Raw genomic sequence first — 18,105 nt, forward strand, 5'->3', positions numbered from 1 at the left:
CCACAGAGGGCGGGCAACACCCGACCACATTTCGCCTCACACATAGATATATGTACCGCACTTCGCGACGTTGATTCACCGAACATCCGGCCCTTCTGGCCAGATCAACGTGAATCAACCTTGCGAGCGAAATACCCATGAGCCCCAAACGCCCGATAAAACCCGGTGCCTCGACCACCTCCCCCGAAACGCCTTTCACCCGTCCCGATGTCGGGCTACCGCCGCTGCACAGGCTGCCGCTGAACGTCGCCCTCGACGATGCAGGCAGAGTCTCTGTCGACCCGCCAGTTCAATCATCCTCCTCCCAACCATTGGCTTTAGAGATCGTCGATCTTCCGGGCGACACCCATATCACCCCTGTCATCACCCATGCACCGATCGAGCACTTTTTCCTTCCGCCCAATCACTTGTCCCGACTACCGGCGCCAAATGCACTTTCCGGCATTCGAGAACTCGGGACGCAAAGGCACTTCGTCGACCTCCAGGAAGGGGGGACGATATTGCTGGGCATCGATTCGGAAAACCATTTTCGGGCCCGATTGAACAGCGACCACAGACCCACCGGGCCACGCGTCGAACAGGTTGAGGGCTCGCTCTTGTGGCGCGTCAAACCCACTGACAACAGCGCTGGCAGCAGCGATTCCACATTAACGCTCAAACGCCTGCGCAACCCGGATGAAGATCCTGAAGAGATTGTCGCGCCCAAACGCTCTGCCACTACGACGGATGATGAGTGGTCCGATCCCTGGAAAAACTGGGGTGTTTCACTCGAGCACGCTCCCTTCGGCAGCATTGAAGTCGATGGCATCCGGTTTCCACTGATGCCTCGAGGCAGCGACCCGGATCACCCGATCGCCTACATCAAGAATCCGAACCACTGGGTATACGATTTCGATTACATGGAACGCATCCTTGGCACAGACCTGATGCAGCAACCCAGAGGCGCGATCCGCGTTCCGCCCGCCAATCAGTGGGAGATAGATCCGAATCTCCCCTTCCAACATCCACTGAAGCAATACATCGCCACTTTTTTTCCTCAACTGTCCGAAACCTCAGTGAACAAGGTGGCCAGGCATCAATTCGGTCTGGCCAATGAAGGGGACATGGCAACCAGCGTCGGCCTGACCCGGCTCAGGCAGACATTCAATGACTGGAAAAGTGGCAACAGCACTCCCCGCCCGGAGCTGGCCGATCCGTTACTGATGCTCCCGATACTGCCAACCACCAGCGAGGGGGGATTCAACCGGATTCTGGAACTACCCTCCGCGTCCCCGGAAGGTCCTCTCCGGCGACTGGACTTCGATCTGACGAAGAAGGAATGGGACTATTTCAAAACAACGCAGTCAGGCACAGAACTCAAGCGCGTCATGGCCGGTGTCCTGAACCGGCAGGGTTATGACGTTTTTACCCCGACCCAGGCAGATGCTTATCCGGCGCTGGTGTTTCGTCGCAAGAATCATCCTTTTGTTTTTTTCATCAGCCTGTACCGCATCAGAGGAAAGAAAATTTACCAACACTTGAGGTTCGCTCCCGAGGCAGCCGATATGCGCCTGACCACTCAGGTTGGCTATTCGGCCCATCAGGAAATGCTTCAGGCGCATGCCGAAAAAAGGCTGGTCTGGCTCAAGGGAGGATCGCAGATCCTGGCTTCGCAGACCGATTCCGTTTTCATCGTCAGGGATGATGATTCGAAGTTTGGAGCGCTTCCCGACCGTTAATCCGGGACGTCTTTCGGGGCACGAAAAAAAGCCCGCAGTGTGAGCGGGCGAAAGACCAAAGAAGCTATATGCGCAGTCGCTTCCCGGCAGGGGCAGCCGCTTGGGGGTCAGCTGCCCCGATAGGTGGAATAGCTGTAAGGCGAGATCAGCAACGGTACGTGGTAGTGATCCTGTTCGGCAGAGATGCCGAACCGCAGTACGACCACGTCCAGGAATGCCGGCTCCGGTAACTGGACGCCACGGGCGCGGTAATAATCGCCGGCGTGGAACTGAACCTGATAGACACCGGTACGGTAGTCATCGCCTTGCAGCAGCGGCGCATCAACCCGGCCATCGCTGTTGGTAAGCGCACTGGCGACCAATTCCAGGTGCGAACCTTCAACGCGGTACAGCTCGACCTTGATCGAGCTGCCCGGGCAACCGTGTGCAGCGTCCAAAACGTGTGTTGTCAAACGTCCCATTGATTCTGCGCGCCTGCCTGCGTGGAGCAGTCAGACTTCGCGCCTCCCGAAGTCAGTTGAAAAGGAGACCGCACCGTTTCGGAGCACGAAAAGCTGCGGCGAGCGATTGATTAAGACACTTTTCAAAAAAATTGTACACAATAAAAACAACATTTTTCCTGCTACCCCCGCCATCCTTCGATTTTCCGGTGATTTGCCGTGCAACCTTGCATTCATTGAACCCCCAATCCATTAGCTGACTGGTCAGGCAGGTTTCTTGCAGGTTCACGCCATTAACAGCAAAAGATGACAGCCGGCGAAAAATGCGAAAAATCAGGCTTACAAATTGAGAATAAAGTTGTATACAATCAGCCCATCGCTGTGACGCCAGCCTGCCATCCAAATTTCAGGGCGCCACACAATCTGTCAACGAATAAGAAGGAAGACTGCAGTGAGCGCTGACTACCCACGCGACCTGATCGGTTACGGCAGTAACCCTCCTCACCCACACTGGCCGGGCAACGCCCGGATCGCCCTGTCGTTCGTACTCAATTACGAAGAAGGCGGCGAGCGCAACATTCTGCACGGCGACAAAGAATCGGAAGCCTTCCTCTCGGAAATGGTCGCGGCCCAGCCTCTGCAAGGCGTGCGCAACATGAGCATGGAGTCGCTTTACGAGTATGGCAGCCGTGCCGGCGTCTGGCGGATTCTGAAACTGTTCAAGGAATTCGACATTCCGTTGACCATCTTTGCCGTGGCCATGGCCGCCCAGCGTCACCCGGACGTGATCCGCGCGATGGTCGATGCCGGTCACGAGATCTGCAGCCACGGTTATCGCTGGATCGACTACCAGTACATGGACGAGGCGCAGGAACGCGAGCACATGCTCGAAGCGATCCGCATCCTCACCGAACTCACCGGCGAGCGCCCGCTGGGCTGGTACACCGGCCGCACCGGCCCGAACACTCGTCGCCTGGTGATGGAAGAAGGCGGTTTCCTCTACGACTGCGACACCTACGACGACGACCTGCCCTACTGGGAACCGAACAACCCGACCGGCAAGCCGCACCTGGTGATCCCGTACACCCTGGACACCAACGACATGCGCTTTACCCAGGTCCAGGGTTTCAACAAGGGCGACGATTTCTTCGAATACCTCAAGGATGCGTTCGACGTGCTTTATGCCGAAGGCGCCGAAGCGCCGAAGATGCTGTCGATCGGTCTGCACTGCCGTCTGGTGGGCCGTCCGGCGCGTCTGGCTTCGCTCAAGCGCTTTATCGAATACGCTAAAAGTCATGAGCAGGTGTGGTTCAGCCGCCGCGTCGACATCGCGCGTCACTGGCACGAAACCCACCCGTACCAAGGGGCTGCCAAATGAGCACCTTTCAAACCCTGCAACCGTCGACCCTGAGCCGCGACGCCTTCGTCAAAGCCTTCGCCGACATCTACGAACATTCGTCATGGGTGGCCGAGAAGGCCTTCGACCTGGGCCAGGACGCGTCGATCGACCAGATCGAAACCCTGCACCAGCGCATGAGCGACATCCTGTTGAGCGCCGATCACGCCAGTCAACTGGCACTGATCAACGCTCACCCGGACCTGGCCGGCAAAGCTGCCGTCCAGGGCGAGTTGACCGAAGCCAGCACCAATGAACAGGCTGGCGCCGGTATTCACCAATGCACGGCCGAAGAGTTCCAGCGCTTCACCGAGCTGAACGACGCTTATAAAGCCAAGTTCAAGTTTCCCTTCATCATGGCGGTAAAAGGCAGCAACCGGCATCAGATCCTCGCGGCGTTCGAAACGCGCATTCATAACCCGGTCGACACCGAGTTCAAATGCGCGCTGGCGGAGATCAACAAGATCGCCCTGTTCCGATTACTGACTCTCTAGCAAGCCTGGCCCGAGAAACCTCTAGAACGCTTGTGTTTCCCAGGGCCTTGCAAGCATCCCCAGCCACTTATTTAAAGGCAGACAAGAAGAATGAAAGCTTACGCCGTACCTTTCGAGAAGTTCGTCAACCTGGCCGATGCCCGTCTGGGCACCAAAATCATCTCGGTCACCGATGACTGGTTCGCAGACGCCAATCGTCTGTTTCAGCCGACCCCGGCCGTGTGGAAGGAGGGCGTGTTCGATGACAACGGCAAGTGGATGGACGGCTGGGAGTCCCGCCGCAAGCGCTTCGAAGGCTATGACAGCGCGGTGATCCGCCTGGGCGTGCCGGGTTCGATCAAAGGCGTGGACATCGACACTTCATTCTTTACCGGCAACTTCCCGCCATCGGCCTCGCTGGAAGCGTGCTTCCTGGCGTCGGGCGAGCCGGACGAAAACACCCAGTGGACAGAAGTGCTGTCGGCCGTCGAACTGCAAGGCAACAGCCACCACTACCACGAAATCAGCAACGACAAGGCGTTCAGCCACCTGCGCTTCAACATCTACCCGGATGGCGGCGTGGCCCGTCTGCGCGTGTACGGCATTCCGTTCCGCGACTGGTCGGCAGTTGGCGACAACGAGCAAGTCGACCTGGCAGCAGCCCTCAACGGTGGCCGCGCCCTCGCCTGCTCCGACGAACACTTCGGCCGCATGAGCAACATCCTCAACCCGGGCCGTGGCATCAACATGGGCGATGGCTGGGAAACCGCCCGTCGTCGCACGCCAGGCAATGACTGGGTGATCGTCGCGCTGGGCCACCCGGGCGAGATCGAAAAGATCATCGTCGACACCCTGCACTTCAAGGGCAACTACCCGGACAGCTGCTCGATCCAGGGCGCGTTCGTCAAGGGCGGCACCGACAGCCAGATCGAAACCCAGTCGTTGTTCTGGCGCGAACTGCTGCCAAGCCAGAAGCTGGAAATGCACGCCGAACACACCTTCGTCGAGCAGATCAAGGCACTGGGCCCGATCACCCACATCCGTCTGAACGTGTTCCCGGATGGTGGCGTGAGCCGCCTGCGCGTTCTCGGCAAGGTAGCGAAGTAAGCGGCGCGACCATTCGCGAGCAAGCTCGCTCCCACATTGATCGCAACTCCTGTGGGAGCGAGCTTGCTCGCGAAAGCGTCAGATCAAACAACACAGAATTCGGATAAGAAGAACAGCATGCGCACACTGACGATTGAACCGCTGACCAAAGAAGCCTTCGCCCCTTTCGGTGACGTGATCGAAACCGACGGCAGCGATCACTTCATGATCAATAACGGTTCGACCATGCGCTTCCACAAACTGGCGACGGTCGAAACCGCGACGCCAGAGGACAACGCGATCATCAGCATCTTCCGCGCCGACGCGCAGGACATGCCGCTGACCGTCAGCATGCTGGAACGCCATCCGCTGGGCAGCCAGGCTTTCATTCCGCTGCTCGGCAACCCCTTTCTGATCGTGGTCGCGCCACTTGGCGATGTACCTGTATCAGGCTTGGTCCGCGCCTTCGTCACCAACGGCAGGCAGGGCATCAATTACCATCGCGGCGTCTGGCACCACCCGGTGCTGACGATCGAAAAGCGGGATGACTTCCTGGTGGTTGATCGCAGTGGCACAGGCAATAACTGCGATGAGCATTTTTTCAAAGAGGATGAGCGTTTGATCCTCGCCCCCCACCAATAAGAGAAGGTCTGATCACTCGACAACAAGAGTGACAGGCGAGAGGTAAAGACTGTGGAAGCACATCTGTTGGAATGGCTGAACCTGAGCGTGCGCTGGGTTCACATGATCACTGGCGTGGCCTGGATCGGCGCGTCGTTCTACTTCGTCTGGCTGGAGAACAACCTCAACCGCGTCAACCCGAAAACCGGTCTTGCCGGTGATCTGTGGGCGATCCACGGCGGCGGTATCTATCACCTGGAAAAATACAAACTGGCCCCTCCGTCGATGCCGGAGAACCTGCACTGGTTCAAATGGGAAGCCTATTTCACCTGGATGTCGGGGATCGCGCTGCTTTGCGTGGTGTTCTACTCCAACCCCGTGCTCTATCTCGTGGCACCCGGCAGCGGCCTGACCGGCCCTGAAGGCGTGGCCATCGGCGTCGGTTCGCTGATCGCCGGCTGGTTCATCTACGACTTCCTTTGCGATTCACCCCTCGGCAAGAAACCCGCCCTGCTCGGCTTCATCCTGTTCGTGCTGATCATCGGCGCGGCGTATGGCTTCAGCAAGGTGTTCAGCGGTCGTGGTGCGTACCTGCACGTCGGCGCGATCATCGGCACCATCATGGTCGGCAACGTGTTCCGCATCATCATGCCAGCGCAGCGCGCACTGGTTGCCGCGATTGCCGAGAACCGCACGCCGGATCCGGCCCTGCCGGCCAAAGGCCTGCTGCGTTCGCGTCATAACAACTACTTCACCCTGCCGGTGCTGTTCATCATGATCAGCAACCACTTCCCGAGCACTTACGGCAGCCAGTACAACTGGCTGATCCTGGCCGGGATCGCAGTGTTGGCGGTGTTGGTGCGTCACTACTTCAACACCCGTCACGACAGCCACAAATTTGCCTGGACCCTGCCAGTGGCAGCAGTGGGCATGATCAGTCTGGCGTACGTCACCGGCCCTGCGCCGATGTCGACCGCTCCGGACGTGGCCAAGGCGCCTGCGAAAATCGAGTACCAGCCGCTGCCGGAAACGGCTTTGGGTGGTGGCGCGAAACCGGCTGAAGCGGCGCAGCCAGCAGCTCCTGCTGCACCGGCCGCCGCTCCCGCTCAGGCCTCCAACGCCGGCCCTGAGTTCGACAAGGTGCACAACGTGATCCAGGAACGCTGCGCGGTCTGCCACTCGGCCAAACCAACCAGCCCGCTGTTCAGCGCTGCACCGGCCGGTGTGATGTTCGACACCCCCGAGCAGATCCGCCAGAACGCGGCGCGGATCCAGGCGCAAGCCATCACCACGCAGATCATGCCACTGGGCAACATCACACAGATGACCCAGCAGGAACGTGACCTGATCGGTGCATGGATCGCCCAGGGAGCCCAGACCAACTAAGCCGTAAAAACATCGCTGGCAAGCCGGCTCCCACAGGGTTTTGCACTGCCTGTGTGGGAGCTGGCTTGCCAGCGATCAGCCGCAACGCGGTTTACCTGATGCAAAGAAACAGCTGTGAGCAACCCGGCAGCTGTTCATCACAAGAATAAAAAAGATCCGAGGTGTTGCATGTCCGAGCTGTCCAAAGCGCGCATCCCCGACGCACCCGCCATTCAGCGTTTGCCCCTTTTGCAACTGATCCTGGTCGGTTTGCAACATGTACTGCTGATGTACGGCGGCGCCATCGCGGTACCGCTGATCATCGGACAGGCCGCTGGCCTGAGTCGTGAAGAAATCGCCTTCCTGATCAACGCCGACCTGCTGGTCGCCGGCATCGCCACCATCGTGCAATCCTTGGGGATCGGCCCGATGGGCATTCGCATGCCGGTGATGATGGGCGCCAGTTTTGCCGCCGTCGGGAGCATGGTCGCCATGGCCGGCATGCCCGGCATCGGTCTGCAGGGAATCTTCGGCGCAACCATCGCCGCCGGGTTCTTCGGCATGATCATCGCGCCGTTCATGTCCAAGGTCGTACGCTTCTTCCCTCCCCTGGTGACCGGCACGGTCATCACCTCGATCGGTTTGTCGCTGTTTCCCGTGGCCGTGAACTGGGCCGGTGGCGGCGCTGGCGCCGCTCAATTCGGTTCACCGATTTACCTGGCCATCGCCGCACTGGTGCTGGCCACCATTCTGTTGATCCACCGCTTCATGCGTGGTTTCTGGGTCAACATTTCCGTGCTGATCGGTATGTGCCTGGGCTACGTGCTCTGCGGCGCCATCGGCATGGTCGACCTGAGCGGCATGGCCAACGCGCCATGGGTTCAGTTCGTCACCCCGCTGCATTTCGGCATGCCGAAGTTCGAACTGGCGCCGATCCTGTCGATGTGCCTGGTGGTGGTGATCATCTTCGTCGAGTCCACCGGGATGTTCCTTGCGCTGGGCAAGATCACCGGCCAGGAAGTCTGCCCGCGCATGCTGCGTCGCGGACTGCTGTGTGATGCCGGCGCATCGTTCTTCGCCGGATTCTTCAACACTTTCACCCACTCCTCCTTCGCGCAGAACATCGGACTGGTGCAGATGACCGGCGTGCGCTGCCGCTCGGTGACCATCGTTGCCGGCGGCTTGCTGATCGTCCTGAGCCTGCTGCCGAAAGCGGCGTTCCTGGTGGCGTCGATTCCACCGGCGGTGCTGGGCGGGGCGGCGATCGCGATGTTCGGCATGGTGGCGGCGACCGGCATCAAGATTTTGCAGGAAGCCGACATTGGCGACCGGCGCAATCAATTGCTGGTGGCGGTGAGCATCGGCATGGGCCTGATTCCCGTGGTCCGTCCGGAATTCTTCGCCCACCTGCCGTTGTGGATGAGCCCGATCACCCACAGCGGGATCGCCATGGCCACCCTGAGCGCGCTGACGCTGAACCTGTTGTTCAACATTCTCGGTGGCGCCGAACGCGCCGCGATCAACGACTGCCACGCACACCCGCACTGATCCGAAGAGTAAAAAAGGGGCTCGCCAACGCCAGCCCCTCGCGACAGCTTTGCCTCAAACAATAAAAACAAGAGGGAGCAACAGATGATCCGGACTCAAACCAACGTGTTGTTGAGCGGCGGCCTGCTGGCCGCATCCCAGGCCATGGCCGGCGATTTATTGCTGTGGCAGACCAACAGCCTGAGCTACCTGTACGGCAAGAACTTCGCGATCAACCCGTCGATCCAGCAGACGGTGACGTTCGAGCATGCCGACAAGTGGAAGTACGGTGACAACTTCCTGTTCGTCGACAAGATCTTCTACAACGGTAAGGAAGACCGCAACAAAGGACCCCACGCGTTCTACGGCGAATTCAGCCCGCGCCTGTCGTTCGGCAAGATCTTCGACAGGAAGCTGGAGTTCGGCCCGATCAGGGACGTGCTGCTGGCCATGACCTACGAGTACGGCGAAGGCGACAGCGAGGCCTATCTGATCGGTCCCGGCTTCGACCTCAAGGTGCCGGGTTTCAACTATTTCACCCTGAATTTCTATCGCCGCCAGACCGAAGGCCCGCGCCCCGGCGATGGCGTCTGGCAGATCACTCCCGGCTGGTCCTACAGCATTCCCGTGGGCAATTCCGACCTGCTCATCGACGGCTATCTGGACTGGGTGGTCGACAACGACCAGAACTCGCGCGGCACCTATCACGCCAACCTGCACATCAACCCGCAGATCAAATACGACTTGGGCAAAGCCCTTGGCTGGGGCGAAAAGCAGGTGTACTTCGGCACCGAATACAGCTACTGGAAAAATAAATACGGCATCGAAAACACCCACAGTTTCGACACCAATCAGAACACCGCCAGCCTGCTGGTGAAGGTGCACTTCTAAGATGACCCGCAACCGTGCGCCTTACCTGTCGTCGGTGCTCTGTTGCGGGGCACTTGAGGCCTGGCCGTTGAGTCAGTATTCTCCGCGGCCTCCTGAATTCGGTCTAAAAAAAAGCCCGAATTTAATTCCTGACCGAAAAGCCAACTTATCCCGGCCGCGGTCAGTACCGAGGCATCCCGAAAACACGCTCAATCGACTGTTTTTCAGCAGCCGACGGGCGTTTTTTTGTTTTTCGAAAAGCCTTGGCTCAGCTCTTGCTAACAGCATGAAAGCTGACCGGATGGATGATTTTTGCTTCAACGAAAAAAGGCGCCACACCAGAGCGCCGACTCAAAAAAATAAACGTGGAACACCTACTTTGGGAGCAACCGAATGAAACGTATGTGCACCAGCCTGATGCTCGCGGGATCGCTGCTGGCAGGGGGTCAGGCCATGGCCGACGGCCTGCTGCAATGGCAGAACAACAGCCTGACCTACCTTTACGGCAAGGACTTCAAGGTCAACCCGGCCATCCAGCAGACCGTCACCTTCGAGCACGCCGATGCCTGGAAGTACGGGGACAACTTTTTGTTCGTCGACAAGATTTTCTACAACGGCAAGCCTGACGGTGGTGTCGGCAACAACACTTACTACGGCGAATTCAGTCCACGCCTGTCGTTAGGCAAGATCCTCGATCAGAAGATCGAATTCGGCCCGGTCAAAGACGTGTTGCTGGCGATGACCTACGAGTTCGGCGAAGGCGACGTCGAGTCCTACCTGATCGGTCCAGGCTTCGACCTGGCGATTCCCGGCTTCGACTACTTCCAGTTGAACTTCTATCAGCGTCACACCGAAGGCTCGCGTCCGGGCGACAATGTCTGGCAGATCACACCGGTCTGGTCTTACACCATTCCGGTCGGCGACTCGAACATCCTGATCGATGGTTTCATGGACTGGGTGGTCGACAACGACGTTAACAGCAAGGGCGCATACCACGCCAACCTGCACTTCAACCCACAGGTCAAATACGACCTGGGCAAGGCGCTGAATTTCGGCGAGAAGCAGCTGTACGTCGGTGTTGAATACGACTACTGGAAAGACAAGTACGGGATCGATGATACCCGTGCCTTCACCACCAATCAGAACGTGACCAGCTTCCTGGTGAAGTTCCACTTCTGATCCGGCGGCGTCCTTATGGACGCCATCGCGAGCAAGCTCGCTCCCACAGGGTCACGCGCCGTTCACAGCGGTTGTGTACACCGCAGAACCCTGTGGGAGCTGGCTTGCCAGCGATTGCTGCGCCCAAATCTCAAGCGGGAACAAGCGCCTCGCCGATCCCGAGAAACCGGCACAGCTCATCGCGCTTGGCCAAGGCATCGCGCCGCCCAAGGTCGATCAATTCGCTGCAATACCCCGCCTCGAACAGCAAGTAACTCAACACCCCTGCCCCGCTCGTCTTGGTCGCCCCCGGCCCACGCAAGAACAACCGCAACGCCGCCGGCAGTTCCTGGCGATGCCGCGCCGCGATTTCATCGATCGGCTGACTTGGTGAAATCACCAGCACTTCCACCGGCGCCACACCCAGCGCGCGGGTCGGCGTGCCTTCGGGCATCAGCCGGCTGAACTGGTTGAGACGCTGAAGCAGTTCGATATCGCTTTCCAGGCTATCAATAAAGGTGCTGTTGAGCATGTGCCCGCCAATCTGCGCCAGTGTCGGCTGTTGACCGGTGTAGGTGCGCTCCAGTGGTTGCGCCGGGTCAAATCCGCGCGGGTTGCCGCTGACACCCACCACCAGCACCCGGCTCGCCCCCAGATGCAGCGCCGGACTGATCGGCGCTGACTGCCGCACCGCGCCATCGCCGAAATACTCCTCGCCGATTTTCACCGGCGCGAACAACAGGGGGATCGCCGAACTGGCCAGCAAGTGCTCAACCGACAACTGCGTCGGCACGCCGATGCGACGGTGACGCAGCCAGGAATCGATGGTGCCGCCGCCCTGGTAGAAGGTCACCGCCTGTCCCGACTCGTAGCCGAACGCCGTGACCGCCACCGCGTGCAATTGCTTGCGCGCGATGGATTCGGCGATGCCGGGCATGTGCAGTTTTTCATTGAGAAGATGACGCAGCGGCGAACTGTCGAGCAGCGCCACCGGCACTTGCCGGCCCATGCCCAACAGACTGTGGCTGACAAAACGACTGGCCTGGCGGATCACCCCCGGCCAGTCGCTGCGCAGCACGCGATGGCTGCGAAAGCCTTGCCAGAACAGCGTCAGACGTTCGATGGCGGCGCGAAAATCCGTGGCACCGCTGGCCAGGCTGACCGCGTTGATGGCACCAGCAGAAGTGCCGACGATCACCGGAAACGGATTGTCCGCCCCCAATGGCAGCAATTCGGCGATCGCCGCCAGCACTCCCACTTGATACGCCGCCCGAGCCCCACCGCCGGAAAGAATCAAACCTGTGACCGGTTCAGCTGGGCTCATCGCAACGCTCCGTGGTGCTTGTGGGGATGGGTCAAATCAACCGCGTTTGGCGTACAGCTTCGGCTCGCCCGGTGGCCGGCTCTTGAAGCGTCGGTGCGCCCACAGGTATTGCTCGGGGCACTCACGCAACACGCTTTCGACCCACTGATTGATGCGGATGCAATCTTCCTCTTCGGTCTCGCCCGGAAAACCTTCCAGCGGCGGATGAATCACCAGACGATAACCGCTGCCGTCGGCCAGACGCTCCTGGGTAAACGGCACCACCAGCGCCTTGCCCAACCGGGCGAACTTGCTGGTGGCGGTGACCGTTGCAGCCTGAATGCCGAACAGCGGCACGAAGATACTTTGCTTGGCGCCGTAGTCCTGATCCGGTGCATACCAGATCGCCCGGCCGGAACGCAGCAGCTTGAGCATGCCACGCACGTCGTCACGCTCCACCGCCAGCGAATCGAGGTTGTGCCGCTCGCGGCCCTGACGCTGGACGAAGTCGAACAGCGGATTCTTGTGTTCGCGGTACATCCCGTCGATGGTGTGCTGCTGGCCGAGCAGCGCCGCGCCGATTTCCAGGGTGGTGAAATGCACCGCCATCAGAATCACGCCCTTGCCTTCGCGCTGGGCCTTTTGCAAATGCTCCAGACCTTCGACGTGAGCCAGTTTGGCCAGACGCTGACGCGACCACCACCAGCTCATCGCCATTTCAAAGAAGGCGATGCCGGTGGAGGCAAAGTTTTCCTTGAGCAGGCGCTTGCGTTCGGCGGCGGACTTTTCCGGGAAACACAGTTCCAGATTGCGCTTGGCGATGCGCCGCCGGTCGCCGGCGAAGCGATACATCAGGGCACCGAGAAAACGACCGATGGCCAGCAACGCCGGATAGGGCAGCTGCACGATCAGCCACAACAGCCCGAGGCCGCACCAGAGCGGCCAGAAGCGCGGGGCAAGAAATGCTTTTCGAAAACGCGGGCGATCCATTAAAGCTTCCGTAAATACAGTGGCCGCGCATTCTACATCGTTCGACCCGGCTTGCGGCCTGCGGGCGTTCTCGTTATAAGTCTCGGCACTTTTAGTGACAAGCCGTTGTATGCCGACATGAGCCAAACCGAACCGAAAGACCAAGATCCCGTGTTCCAGCTGAAGGGCAGCATGCTCGCCATTACAGTGCTGGAGCTGTCCCGCAACGACCTGGACAGCCTCGATCGGCAATTGGCCGCCAAAGTCGCCCAGGCACCGAATTTCTTCAGCAACGCGCCGCTGGTTCTGGCGCTGGACAAACTGCCGCCAGGCGAAGGCGCTGTCGACCTGCCGGGCCTGATGCGCGTGTGCCGTCAGCACGGCCTGCGCACCCTGGCGATCCGCGCCAGCCGCATCGAAGACATCGCCGCCGCCATCGCCATCGACATCCCGGTGCTGCCGCCGTCCGGCGCCCGCGAACGACCGCTGGAAAGCGCTGAACCCGTCGCACCGAAGAAGCCGGAAAAACCGCCGGAGCCGGCCGTCAAACCGACCCGCGTCATCACCACGCCAGTACGTGGTGGCCAACAGATATATGCCCAGGGTGGCGATCTGGTGGTGGTGTCCTCGGTCAGCCCGGGGGCGGAACTTCTCGCCGATGGCAACATCCATGTATACGGCCCGATGCGCGGTCGTGCGCTGGCCGGGGTCAAGGGCGACACCAAGGCGCGGATTTTCTGTCAGCAATTGAGCGCTGAACTGATCTCCATCGCAGGCCACTACAAGGTTTCCGAGGACCTGCGTCGCGATCCGATGTGGGGCTCGGGCGTACAGGTCAGCCTGTCGGGCGACGTGTTGAACATCATTCGGCTTTAACGGATACTGCCGCATTTTCCAAGCATCTCTAAAACGTAGCGAAAACGGCTCAAACGAAGTAGGAAAAAGGCCAAAAGCCGAATTCCAGCCAAGGCTGTCCGACTGCAGTAGTTTTCTAGAGATGTTTTTCAGGGGCTGAACAGTCCTTCTTCCTTAGGGGTGAAACACCTTGGCCAAGATTCTCGTGGTTACATCCGGCAAGGGTGGTGTGGGTAAGACCACCACCAGCGCCGCTATCGGTACCGGCCTCGCTCTGCGCGGCCACAAAACAGTGATCGTCGACTTCGACGTGGGCTTGCGTAACCTCGACCTGATCATGGGTTGCGAGCGCCGCGTGGTGTATGACTTCGTCAACGTGGTGAACGGCGAAGCCAACCTGCAACAGGCCCTGATCAAAGACAAGCGCCTGGAAAACCTCTACGTGCTGGCCGCCAGCCAGACCCGCGACAAGGACGCGCTGACCCAGGAAGGCGTGGAAAAAGTCCTGATGGAGCTCAAGGAACAATTCGAGTTCGTCGTCTGCGACTCCCCGGCGGGCATCGAGAAAGGCGCGCACCTGGCCATGTACTTCGCTGACGAAGCGATCGTCGTGACCAACCCGGAAGTGTCCTCGGTACGTGACTCCGACCGCATGCTGGGCCTGCTGGCCAGCAAGTCCCGTCGCGCCGAAAAAGGCGAAGAGCCGATCCAGGAACACCTGCTGATCACCCGCTACCACCCGGAGCGCGTCGAAAAAGGCGAAATGCTGGGCGTCGAAGACGTCAAGGAAATCCTCGCCGTACGCCTGCTGGGCGTCATTCCGGAATCCCAGGCCGTACTCAAGGCCTCCAACCAGGGCGTACCTGTGATCCTCGATGATCAAAGCGACGCCGGCCAGGCCTACAGCGATACCGTTGATCGCCTGCTGGGCAAGGAAAAAGAACACCGGTTCCTGAATGTCGAGAAGAAGGGATTCTTCGAGCGTCTGTTTGGAGGTAGGTAATGAACCTTTTTGACTTCTTTCGTGCCAACAAAAAGCCAAGTACCGCCTCGGTCGCGAAAGAGCGTCTACAGATCATCGTGGCGCATGAACGCGGCCAGCGCAGCACCCCTGACTACCTGCCATCCTTGCAGAAGGAACTGGTGGAAGTGATCCGCAAGTACGTCAACATCGGCAACGACGACGTACACGTGGCACTGGAGAGCCAGGGCAGCTGCTCGATTCTGGAACTCAACATCACCCTGCCAGACCGCTGAGTCGATCCGGCAGGAACGACGGCGGCTCAGGACCCTTCCGATAGTGGAGGGGCCCTGAGCCGCCGTTGGCATTTGTTACGAGGCTGTTTTAATGCCGTTGTCCAACGTCCAAATCATTCATCAGGACGCCGCCGTTCTGGTGGTGAACAAACCGACCCTGTTGCTCTCCGTCCCCGGCCGGGCCGACGACAACAAGGACTGCCTGATCACCCGCCTGCAGGAAAACGGCTACCCGGAAGCGCGAATCGTCCATCGCCTGGACTGGGAAACGTCGGGGATCATCCTGCTGGCCCGCGACGCCGATACCCACCGCGAACTGTCACGCCAGTTTCATGATCGTGAAACAGAGAAAGCCTACACCGCGCTCTGCTGGGGCCAGCCGGAACTGGACAGCGGCAGCATCGACTTGCCGTTGCGCTACGACCCGCCGACCAAACCGCGCCATGTGGTGGATCACGAACTCGGCAAGCACGCGCTGACTTTCTGGCGTGTACTGGAGCGTTGCGGCGACTGGTGCCGCGTCGAACTCACGCCGATCACCGGCCGCTCGCACCAGTTGCGGGTGCACATGCTGTCGATCGGCCATCCGTTGCTCGGTGACGGCCTCTACGCCCACGAGCTAGCCCTCGCGGCCTGGCCACGACTGTGCCTGCACGCGAGCATGCTCAGCTTCACCCACCCACAGTCCGGCGAACGCTTGCGCTTCGAATGCCCGGCACCGTTTTAAGCACTGCCTGACCGGCAGTCGCTCGTTTTAAAGGATTTTGTTCCGGATGAGTTGTACTGATTCCCTGGCAACACCCGTCAAGAAGACCCGTCATCAACTGCTCTACCTGATTTACGGCAATCAGGATGTCTACCGGCGCGAAGTCAAATTCAGCATCCTCACAGCCCTGTCCCAGGCCAAAAACGGCAAACGTCCGGCGATCAGGATTCTCACTGACCGGCCGCAGGACTACGAAGGCTGGCCGGTCGACACCGTGTTGCTCGACGAAGCGACCCTGACGCGCTGGCAGGGACACAACGGCTACCACCATCGGCGCAAGGCCTGCGCGATTGCCGCCGGTATGCAACTGGCCGAGAAAACCCTGTTCGTCGACACCGACACCCTGTTCACCAGCCCCCCGAGCAGCCTGTTCCAATACATCGATGCGAATCAGTCGGTGATGGATCACCCCTACTACAGCGCCTGTCGTCATGAATGGTGGGAATGCGCGTCGCGGGAGATTCTGCGCTGGGACGAGAGCCGTCAGAAAAAGCTGCTCAATCAGAGCCGCTGGCCAAAACAACTGCCTCGTCCGGACAAGCCTGAAGACGAAAAAGTGATCATGAACTATCTGAAAAAAAGAGTGGCCGCCACTCGTTGATGCGAGTGGCACATGTCTTGTCCCAAGCATCAGGCCGATGCGTTAAACTCCCGCCCATTGCTGTCTGGAGCTTCTTATGCGCGAAGAGTTGAACCAAGGCCTGATCGACTTCCTCAAGGCCTCCCCTACCCCGTTCCACGCCACCGCCAGCCTTGTTCAACGGCTGGAGGCCGCCGGTTATGTGCGCCTCGACGAGCGTGAAACCTGGCACACCGAAGCCAATGGTCGTTACTACGTCACCCGTAACGACTCCTCGATTGTCGCGATCAAGATGGGCCGCAACTCACCGCTGCACGACGGCATCCGTCTGGTCGGCGCCCACACCGACAGCCCGTGCCTGCGAGTCAAGCCACAACCTGAGCTGCAGCGCCAGGGCTTCTGGCAGCTCGGCGTCGAAGTCTACGGCGGTGCGCTGCTCGCACCGTGGTTCGACCGCGACCTGTCGCTGGCCGGCCGCGTCACCTTCCGCCGTGACGGCAAGGTCGAAAGCCAATTGATCGACTTCAAGGCCCCGATCGCGATCATTCCCAACCTGGCCATTCACCTCAACCGTGAAGCCAACCAGGGCTGGGCCATCAACGCCCAGACCGAACTGCCACCGATTCTCGCGCAGTTCGCCGGTGATGAGCGGGTGGACTTTCGCGCGGTGCTCACCGACCAACTGGCTCGCGAGCATGGCCTCAACGCCGACGTGGTGCTGGATTACGAGCTGAGTTTCTACGACACCCAAAGCGCCGCCATCATCGGTCTGCATGGCGACTTCATCGCCGGTGCGCGCCTGGACAACCTGCTGTCGTGCTACGCCGGCCTGCAAGCCTTGCTGACCGCCGACACCGAAGAGACCTGCGTGCTGGTGTGTAACGACCACGAAGAAGTCGGTTCCTGCTCTGCCTGCGGCGCTGATGGCCCGATGTTGGAACAGACCCTGCGCCGTCTGTTGCCGGAAGGTGACGAGTTCGTGCGCACCATCCAGAAATCCCTGCTGGTCTCGGCCGACAACGCCCACGGCGTGCACCCGAACTACGCCGAAAAGCATGACGCCAATCACGGCCCGAAACTCAACGCCGGCCCGGTGATCAAGGTCAACAGCAACCAGCGTTACGCCACCAACAGTGAAACCGCCGGTTTCTTCCGCCATCTGTGCATGGCCGAAGAAGTCCCGGTGCAGAGCTTCGTGGTACGCAGCGACATGGGTTGCGGCTCGACCATCGGCCCGATCACCGCCAGCCACCTGGGCGTGCGCACCGTCGATATCGGCCTGCCGACGTTCGCCATGCACTCGATCCGCGAACTGTGCGGCAGCCACGACCTGGCCCACCTGGTCAAAGTGCTGAGCGCGTTCTACGCCAGTCGCGAACTGCCGTAGGACACAGTCGGGATCGCAGCTTCGGGCTGCGATCCCTCGGCCTGTAAAACCGGCTCGGTTCTGATACAGATCACCACCGGTCGGCCAAATCCCGCCTAGACTTAAATCATTTCCTTCGACAAGGCTGTCGCCATGATCTCGATGTCTGCGTTTCACTCCATGCTCATTCCCATCCTGTGCGGAATGATTCTGCTGGCCATCGGCTTCAACTTCCGTGACAAGAACGCCGGTGTGTTCGCCATGTGGATCGGCATGCTGATGATCCTGGCCACCGTGGTCTACAAGATCCTTGCCAAACTCAACGAATAAATCCGCCCCCGGCTCGCATTGAATC

At 59.8% G+C, this 18,105-nt stretch carries 20 protein-coding genes; 17 read left to right on the top strand and 3 right to left on the bottom strand.

The annotated features are described in order from the left end of the window. Positions 1–137: 137 nt before the first annotated feature. Complete coding sequence (locus MKZ87_RS04240) at positions 138–1,718, top strand: hypothetical protein (protein ID WP_085705313.1); 1,581 nt, start codon at positions 138–140, stop codon at positions 1,716–1,718. Positions 1,719–1,825: 107 nt separating this feature from the next. Here the strand turns inward: MKZ87_RS04240 and uraH are convergent, their stop codons facing one another. Then, positions 1,826–2,179 carry a hydroxyisourate hydrolase gene (gene uraH / locus MKZ87_RS04245; RefSeq protein ID WP_011333195.1) on the bottom strand — a complete coding sequence of 118 codons (354 nt, stop codon included), beginning with the start codon at positions 2,177–2,179 and terminating at the stop codon, positions 1,826–1,828. Between the two features lie 430 nt (positions 2,180–2,609). Here uraH and puuE point away from each other — a divergent pair, with 430 nt between their 5' ends. The 9 genes from puuE to MKZ87_RS04290 all read left to right on the top strand — a co-directional run bounded on the left by puuE (position 2,610) and on the right by MKZ87_RS04290 (position 10,675). Continuing rightward, entirely contained in the window at positions 2,610–3,536 is a 927-nt protein-coding gene (gene puuE, locus MKZ87_RS04250; protein ID WP_085701129.1) for an allantoinase PuuE, read from the top strand. Then, a complete protein-coding gene (gene uraD, locus MKZ87_RS04255) occupies positions 3,533–4,048 on the top strand; it encodes a 2-oxo-4-hydroxy-4-carboxy-5-ureidoimidazoline decarboxylase (RefSeq protein ID WP_085705318.1) in 516 nt (171 codons plus the stop codon). The genes puuE and uraD overlap by 4 nt, the downstream gene beginning before the upstream one ends. 90 nt (positions 4,049–4,138) lie before the next feature. Continuing rightward, positions 4,139–5,134 carry an allantoicase gene (alc, locus tag MKZ87_RS04260; protein ID WP_085701128.1) on the top strand — a complete coding sequence of 332 codons (996 nt, stop codon included), beginning with the start codon at positions 4,139–4,141 and terminating at the stop codon, positions 5,132–5,134. A gap of 117 nt (positions 5,135–5,251) precedes the next feature. Continuing rightward, positions 5,252–5,755 (top strand): ureidoglycolate lyase, encoded by a 504-nt coding sequence (locus MKZ87_RS04265; RefSeq protein ID WP_027613342.1) that lies wholly within the window; start codon positions 5,252–5,254, stop codon positions 5,753–5,755. Between the two features lie 51 nt (positions 5,756–5,806). Next, positions 5,807–7,120, top strand: a complete 1,314-nt coding sequence (locus MKZ87_RS04270) for a urate hydroxylase PuuD (protein WP_266200341.1) — start codon at positions 5,807–5,809, stop codon at positions 7,118–7,120. Positions 7,121–7,288: 168 nt separating this feature from the next. Then, positions 7,289–8,647: a nucleobase:cation symporter-2 family protein gene (locus tag MKZ87_RS04275; RefSeq protein ID WP_011333188.1), complete on the top strand. Its 1,359-nt coding sequence runs from the start codon at positions 7,289–7,291 to the stop codon at positions 8,645–8,647. A gap of 84 nt (positions 8,648–8,731) precedes the next feature. Beyond that, on the top strand, positions 8,732–9,517 hold the full coding sequence (locus MKZ87_RS04280; protein ID WP_085705322.1) for an outer membrane protein OmpK: 786 nt from the start codon (positions 8,732–8,734) through the stop codon (positions 9,515–9,517). A gap of 1 nt (position 9,518) precedes the next feature. Beyond that, positions 9,519–9,893, top strand: coding sequence for a hypothetical protein (locus MKZ87_RS04285; protein ID WP_234204756.1), 375 nt, complete (start codon positions 9,519–9,521; stop codon positions 9,891–9,893). Beyond that, positions 9,890–10,675, top strand: coding sequence for an outer membrane protein OmpK (locus MKZ87_RS04290; protein ID WP_266200342.1), 786 nt, complete (start codon positions 9,890–9,892; stop codon positions 10,673–10,675). The genes MKZ87_RS04285 and MKZ87_RS04290 overlap by 4 nt, the downstream gene beginning before the upstream one ends. Positions 10,676–10,805: 130 nt before the next feature. Here the strand turns inward: MKZ87_RS04290 and MKZ87_RS04295 are convergent, their stop codons facing one another. Both MKZ87_RS04295 and MKZ87_RS04300 read right to left on the bottom strand, forming a co-directional pair. Next, the gene (locus tag MKZ87_RS04295) at positions 10,806–11,978 is read right to left on the bottom strand and encodes a patatin-like phospholipase family protein (protein WP_085705323.1); all 1,173 of its coding nucleotides are present in this window, start codon (positions 11,976–11,978) and stop codon (positions 10,806–10,808) included. Between the two features lie 36 nt (positions 11,979–12,014). Further along, entirely contained in the window at positions 12,015–12,947 is a 933-nt protein-coding gene (locus MKZ87_RS04300; protein WP_085701123.1) for a lipid A biosynthesis lauroyl acyltransferase, read from the bottom strand. Positions 12,948–13,064: 117 nt separating this feature from the next. Here MKZ87_RS04300 and minC point away from each other — a divergent pair, with 117 nt between their 5' ends. The 7 genes from minC (at position 13,065) to MKZ87_RS04335 (ending at position 18,080) form a co-directional block, all read left to right on the top strand. After that, on the top strand, positions 13,065–13,802 hold the full coding sequence (minC, locus tag MKZ87_RS04305) for a septum site-determining protein MinC (RefSeq protein ID WP_085701203.1): 738 nt from the start codon (positions 13,065–13,067) through the stop codon (positions 13,800–13,802). Positions 13,803–13,971: 169 nt separating this feature from the next. Next, entirely contained in the window at positions 13,972–14,784 is an 813-nt protein-coding gene (gene minD, locus MKZ87_RS04310) for a septum site-determining protein MinD (protein ID WP_085690474.1), read from the top strand. Further along, entirely contained in the window at positions 14,784–15,038 is a 255-nt protein-coding gene (gene minE, locus MKZ87_RS04315; protein WP_007960071.1) for a cell division topological specificity factor MinE, read from the top strand. The genes minD and minE overlap by 1 nt, the downstream gene beginning before the upstream one ends. A gap of 91 nt (positions 15,039–15,129) precedes the next feature. Next, positions 15,130–15,765, top strand: a complete 636-nt coding sequence (locus tag MKZ87_RS04320) for an RluA family pseudouridine synthase (RefSeq protein WP_266200343.1) — start codon at positions 15,130–15,132, stop codon at positions 15,763–15,765. A gap of 46 nt (positions 15,766–15,811) precedes the next feature. Beyond that, on the top strand, positions 15,812–16,405 hold the full coding sequence (locus MKZ87_RS04325) for a hypothetical protein (RefSeq protein ID WP_266200344.1): 594 nt from the start codon (positions 15,812–15,814) through the stop codon (positions 16,403–16,405). Positions 16,406–16,481: 76 nt separating this feature from the next. Continuing rightward, positions 16,482–17,771, top strand: a complete 1,290-nt coding sequence (locus MKZ87_RS04330; RefSeq protein WP_085705327.1) for a M18 family aminopeptidase — start codon at positions 16,482–16,484, stop codon at positions 17,769–17,771. Positions 17,772–17,903: 132 nt separating this feature from the next. Continuing rightward, positions 17,904–18,080, top strand: coding sequence for a hypothetical protein (locus tag MKZ87_RS04335; RefSeq protein WP_007960078.1), 177 nt, complete (start codon positions 17,904–17,906; stop codon positions 18,078–18,080). Positions 18,081–18,105 lie beyond the last annotated feature (25 nt).

It is taken from the genome of Pseudomonas sp. MCal1, from assembly GCF_026341415.1.
GTDB lineage: Bacteria > Pseudomonadota > Gammaproteobacteria > Pseudomonadales > Pseudomonadaceae > Aquipseudomonas.

Excerpts from the sequence above, each read along its gene's own strand:
- minC (WP_085701203.1), top strand. The coding sequence starts at position 13,065 with ATGAGCCAAACCGAACCGAAAGACCAAGATCCCGTGTTCCAGCTGAAG.
- MKZ87_RS04330 (WP_085705327.1), top strand. The coding sequence starts at position 16,482 with ATGCGCGAAGAGTTGAACCAAGGCCTGATCGACTTCCTCAAGGCCTCC.
- minE (WP_007960071.1), top strand. The coding sequence starts at position 14,784 with ATGAACCTTTTTGACTTCTTTCGTGCCAACAAAAAGCCAAGTACCGCC.
- uraH (WP_011333195.1), bottom strand. The coding sequence starts at position 2,179 with ATGGGACGTTTGACAACACACGTTTTGGACGCTGCACACGGTTGCCCG.
- MKZ87_RS04240 (WP_085705313.1), top strand. The coding sequence starts at position 138 with ATGAGCCCCAAACGCCCGATAAAACCCGGTGCCTCGACCACCTCCCCC.
- MKZ87_RS04265 (WP_027613342.1), top strand. The coding sequence starts at position 5,252 with ATGCGCACACTGACGATTGAACCGCTGACCAAAGAAGCCTTCGCCCCT.
- MKZ87_RS04320 (WP_266200343.1), top strand. The coding sequence starts at position 15,130 with ATGCCGTTGTCCAACGTCCAAATCATTCATCAGGACGCCGCCGTTCTG.
- MKZ87_RS04335 (WP_007960078.1), top strand. The coding sequence starts at position 17,904 with ATGATCTCGATGTCTGCGTTTCACTCCATGCTCATTCCCATCCTGTGC.
- MKZ87_RS04280 (WP_085705322.1), top strand. The coding sequence starts at position 8,732 with ATGATCCGGACTCAAACCAACGTGTTGTTGAGCGGCGGCCTGCTGGCC.
- uraD (WP_085705318.1), top strand. The coding sequence starts at position 3,533 with ATGAGCACCTTTCAAACCCTGCAACCGTCGACCCTGAGCCGCGACGCC.
- alc (WP_085701128.1), top strand. The coding sequence starts at position 4,139 with ATGAAAGCTTACGCCGTACCTTTCGAGAAGTTCGTCAACCTGGCCGAT.
- MKZ87_RS04325 (WP_266200344.1), top strand. The coding sequence starts at position 15,812 with ATGAGTTGTACTGATTCCCTGGCAACACCCGTCAAGAAGACCCGTCAT.
- MKZ87_RS04300 (WP_085701123.1), bottom strand. The coding sequence starts at position 12,947 with ATGGATCGCCCGCGTTTTCGAAAAGCATTTCTTGCCCCGCGCTTCTGG.
- MKZ87_RS04275 (WP_011333188.1), top strand. The coding sequence starts at position 7,289 with ATGTCCGAGCTGTCCAAAGCGCGCATCCCCGACGCACCCGCCATTCAG.
- MKZ87_RS04295 (WP_085705323.1), bottom strand. The coding sequence starts at position 11,978 with ATGAGCCCAGCTGAACCGGTCACAGGTTTGATTCTTTCCGGCGGTGGG.
- MKZ87_RS04290 (WP_266200342.1), top strand. The coding sequence starts at position 9,890 with ATGAAACGTATGTGCACCAGCCTGATGCTCGCGGGATCGCTGCTGGCA.
- MKZ87_RS04285 (WP_234204756.1), top strand. The coding sequence starts at position 9,519 with ATGACCCGCAACCGTGCGCCTTACCTGTCGTCGGTGCTCTGTTGCGGG.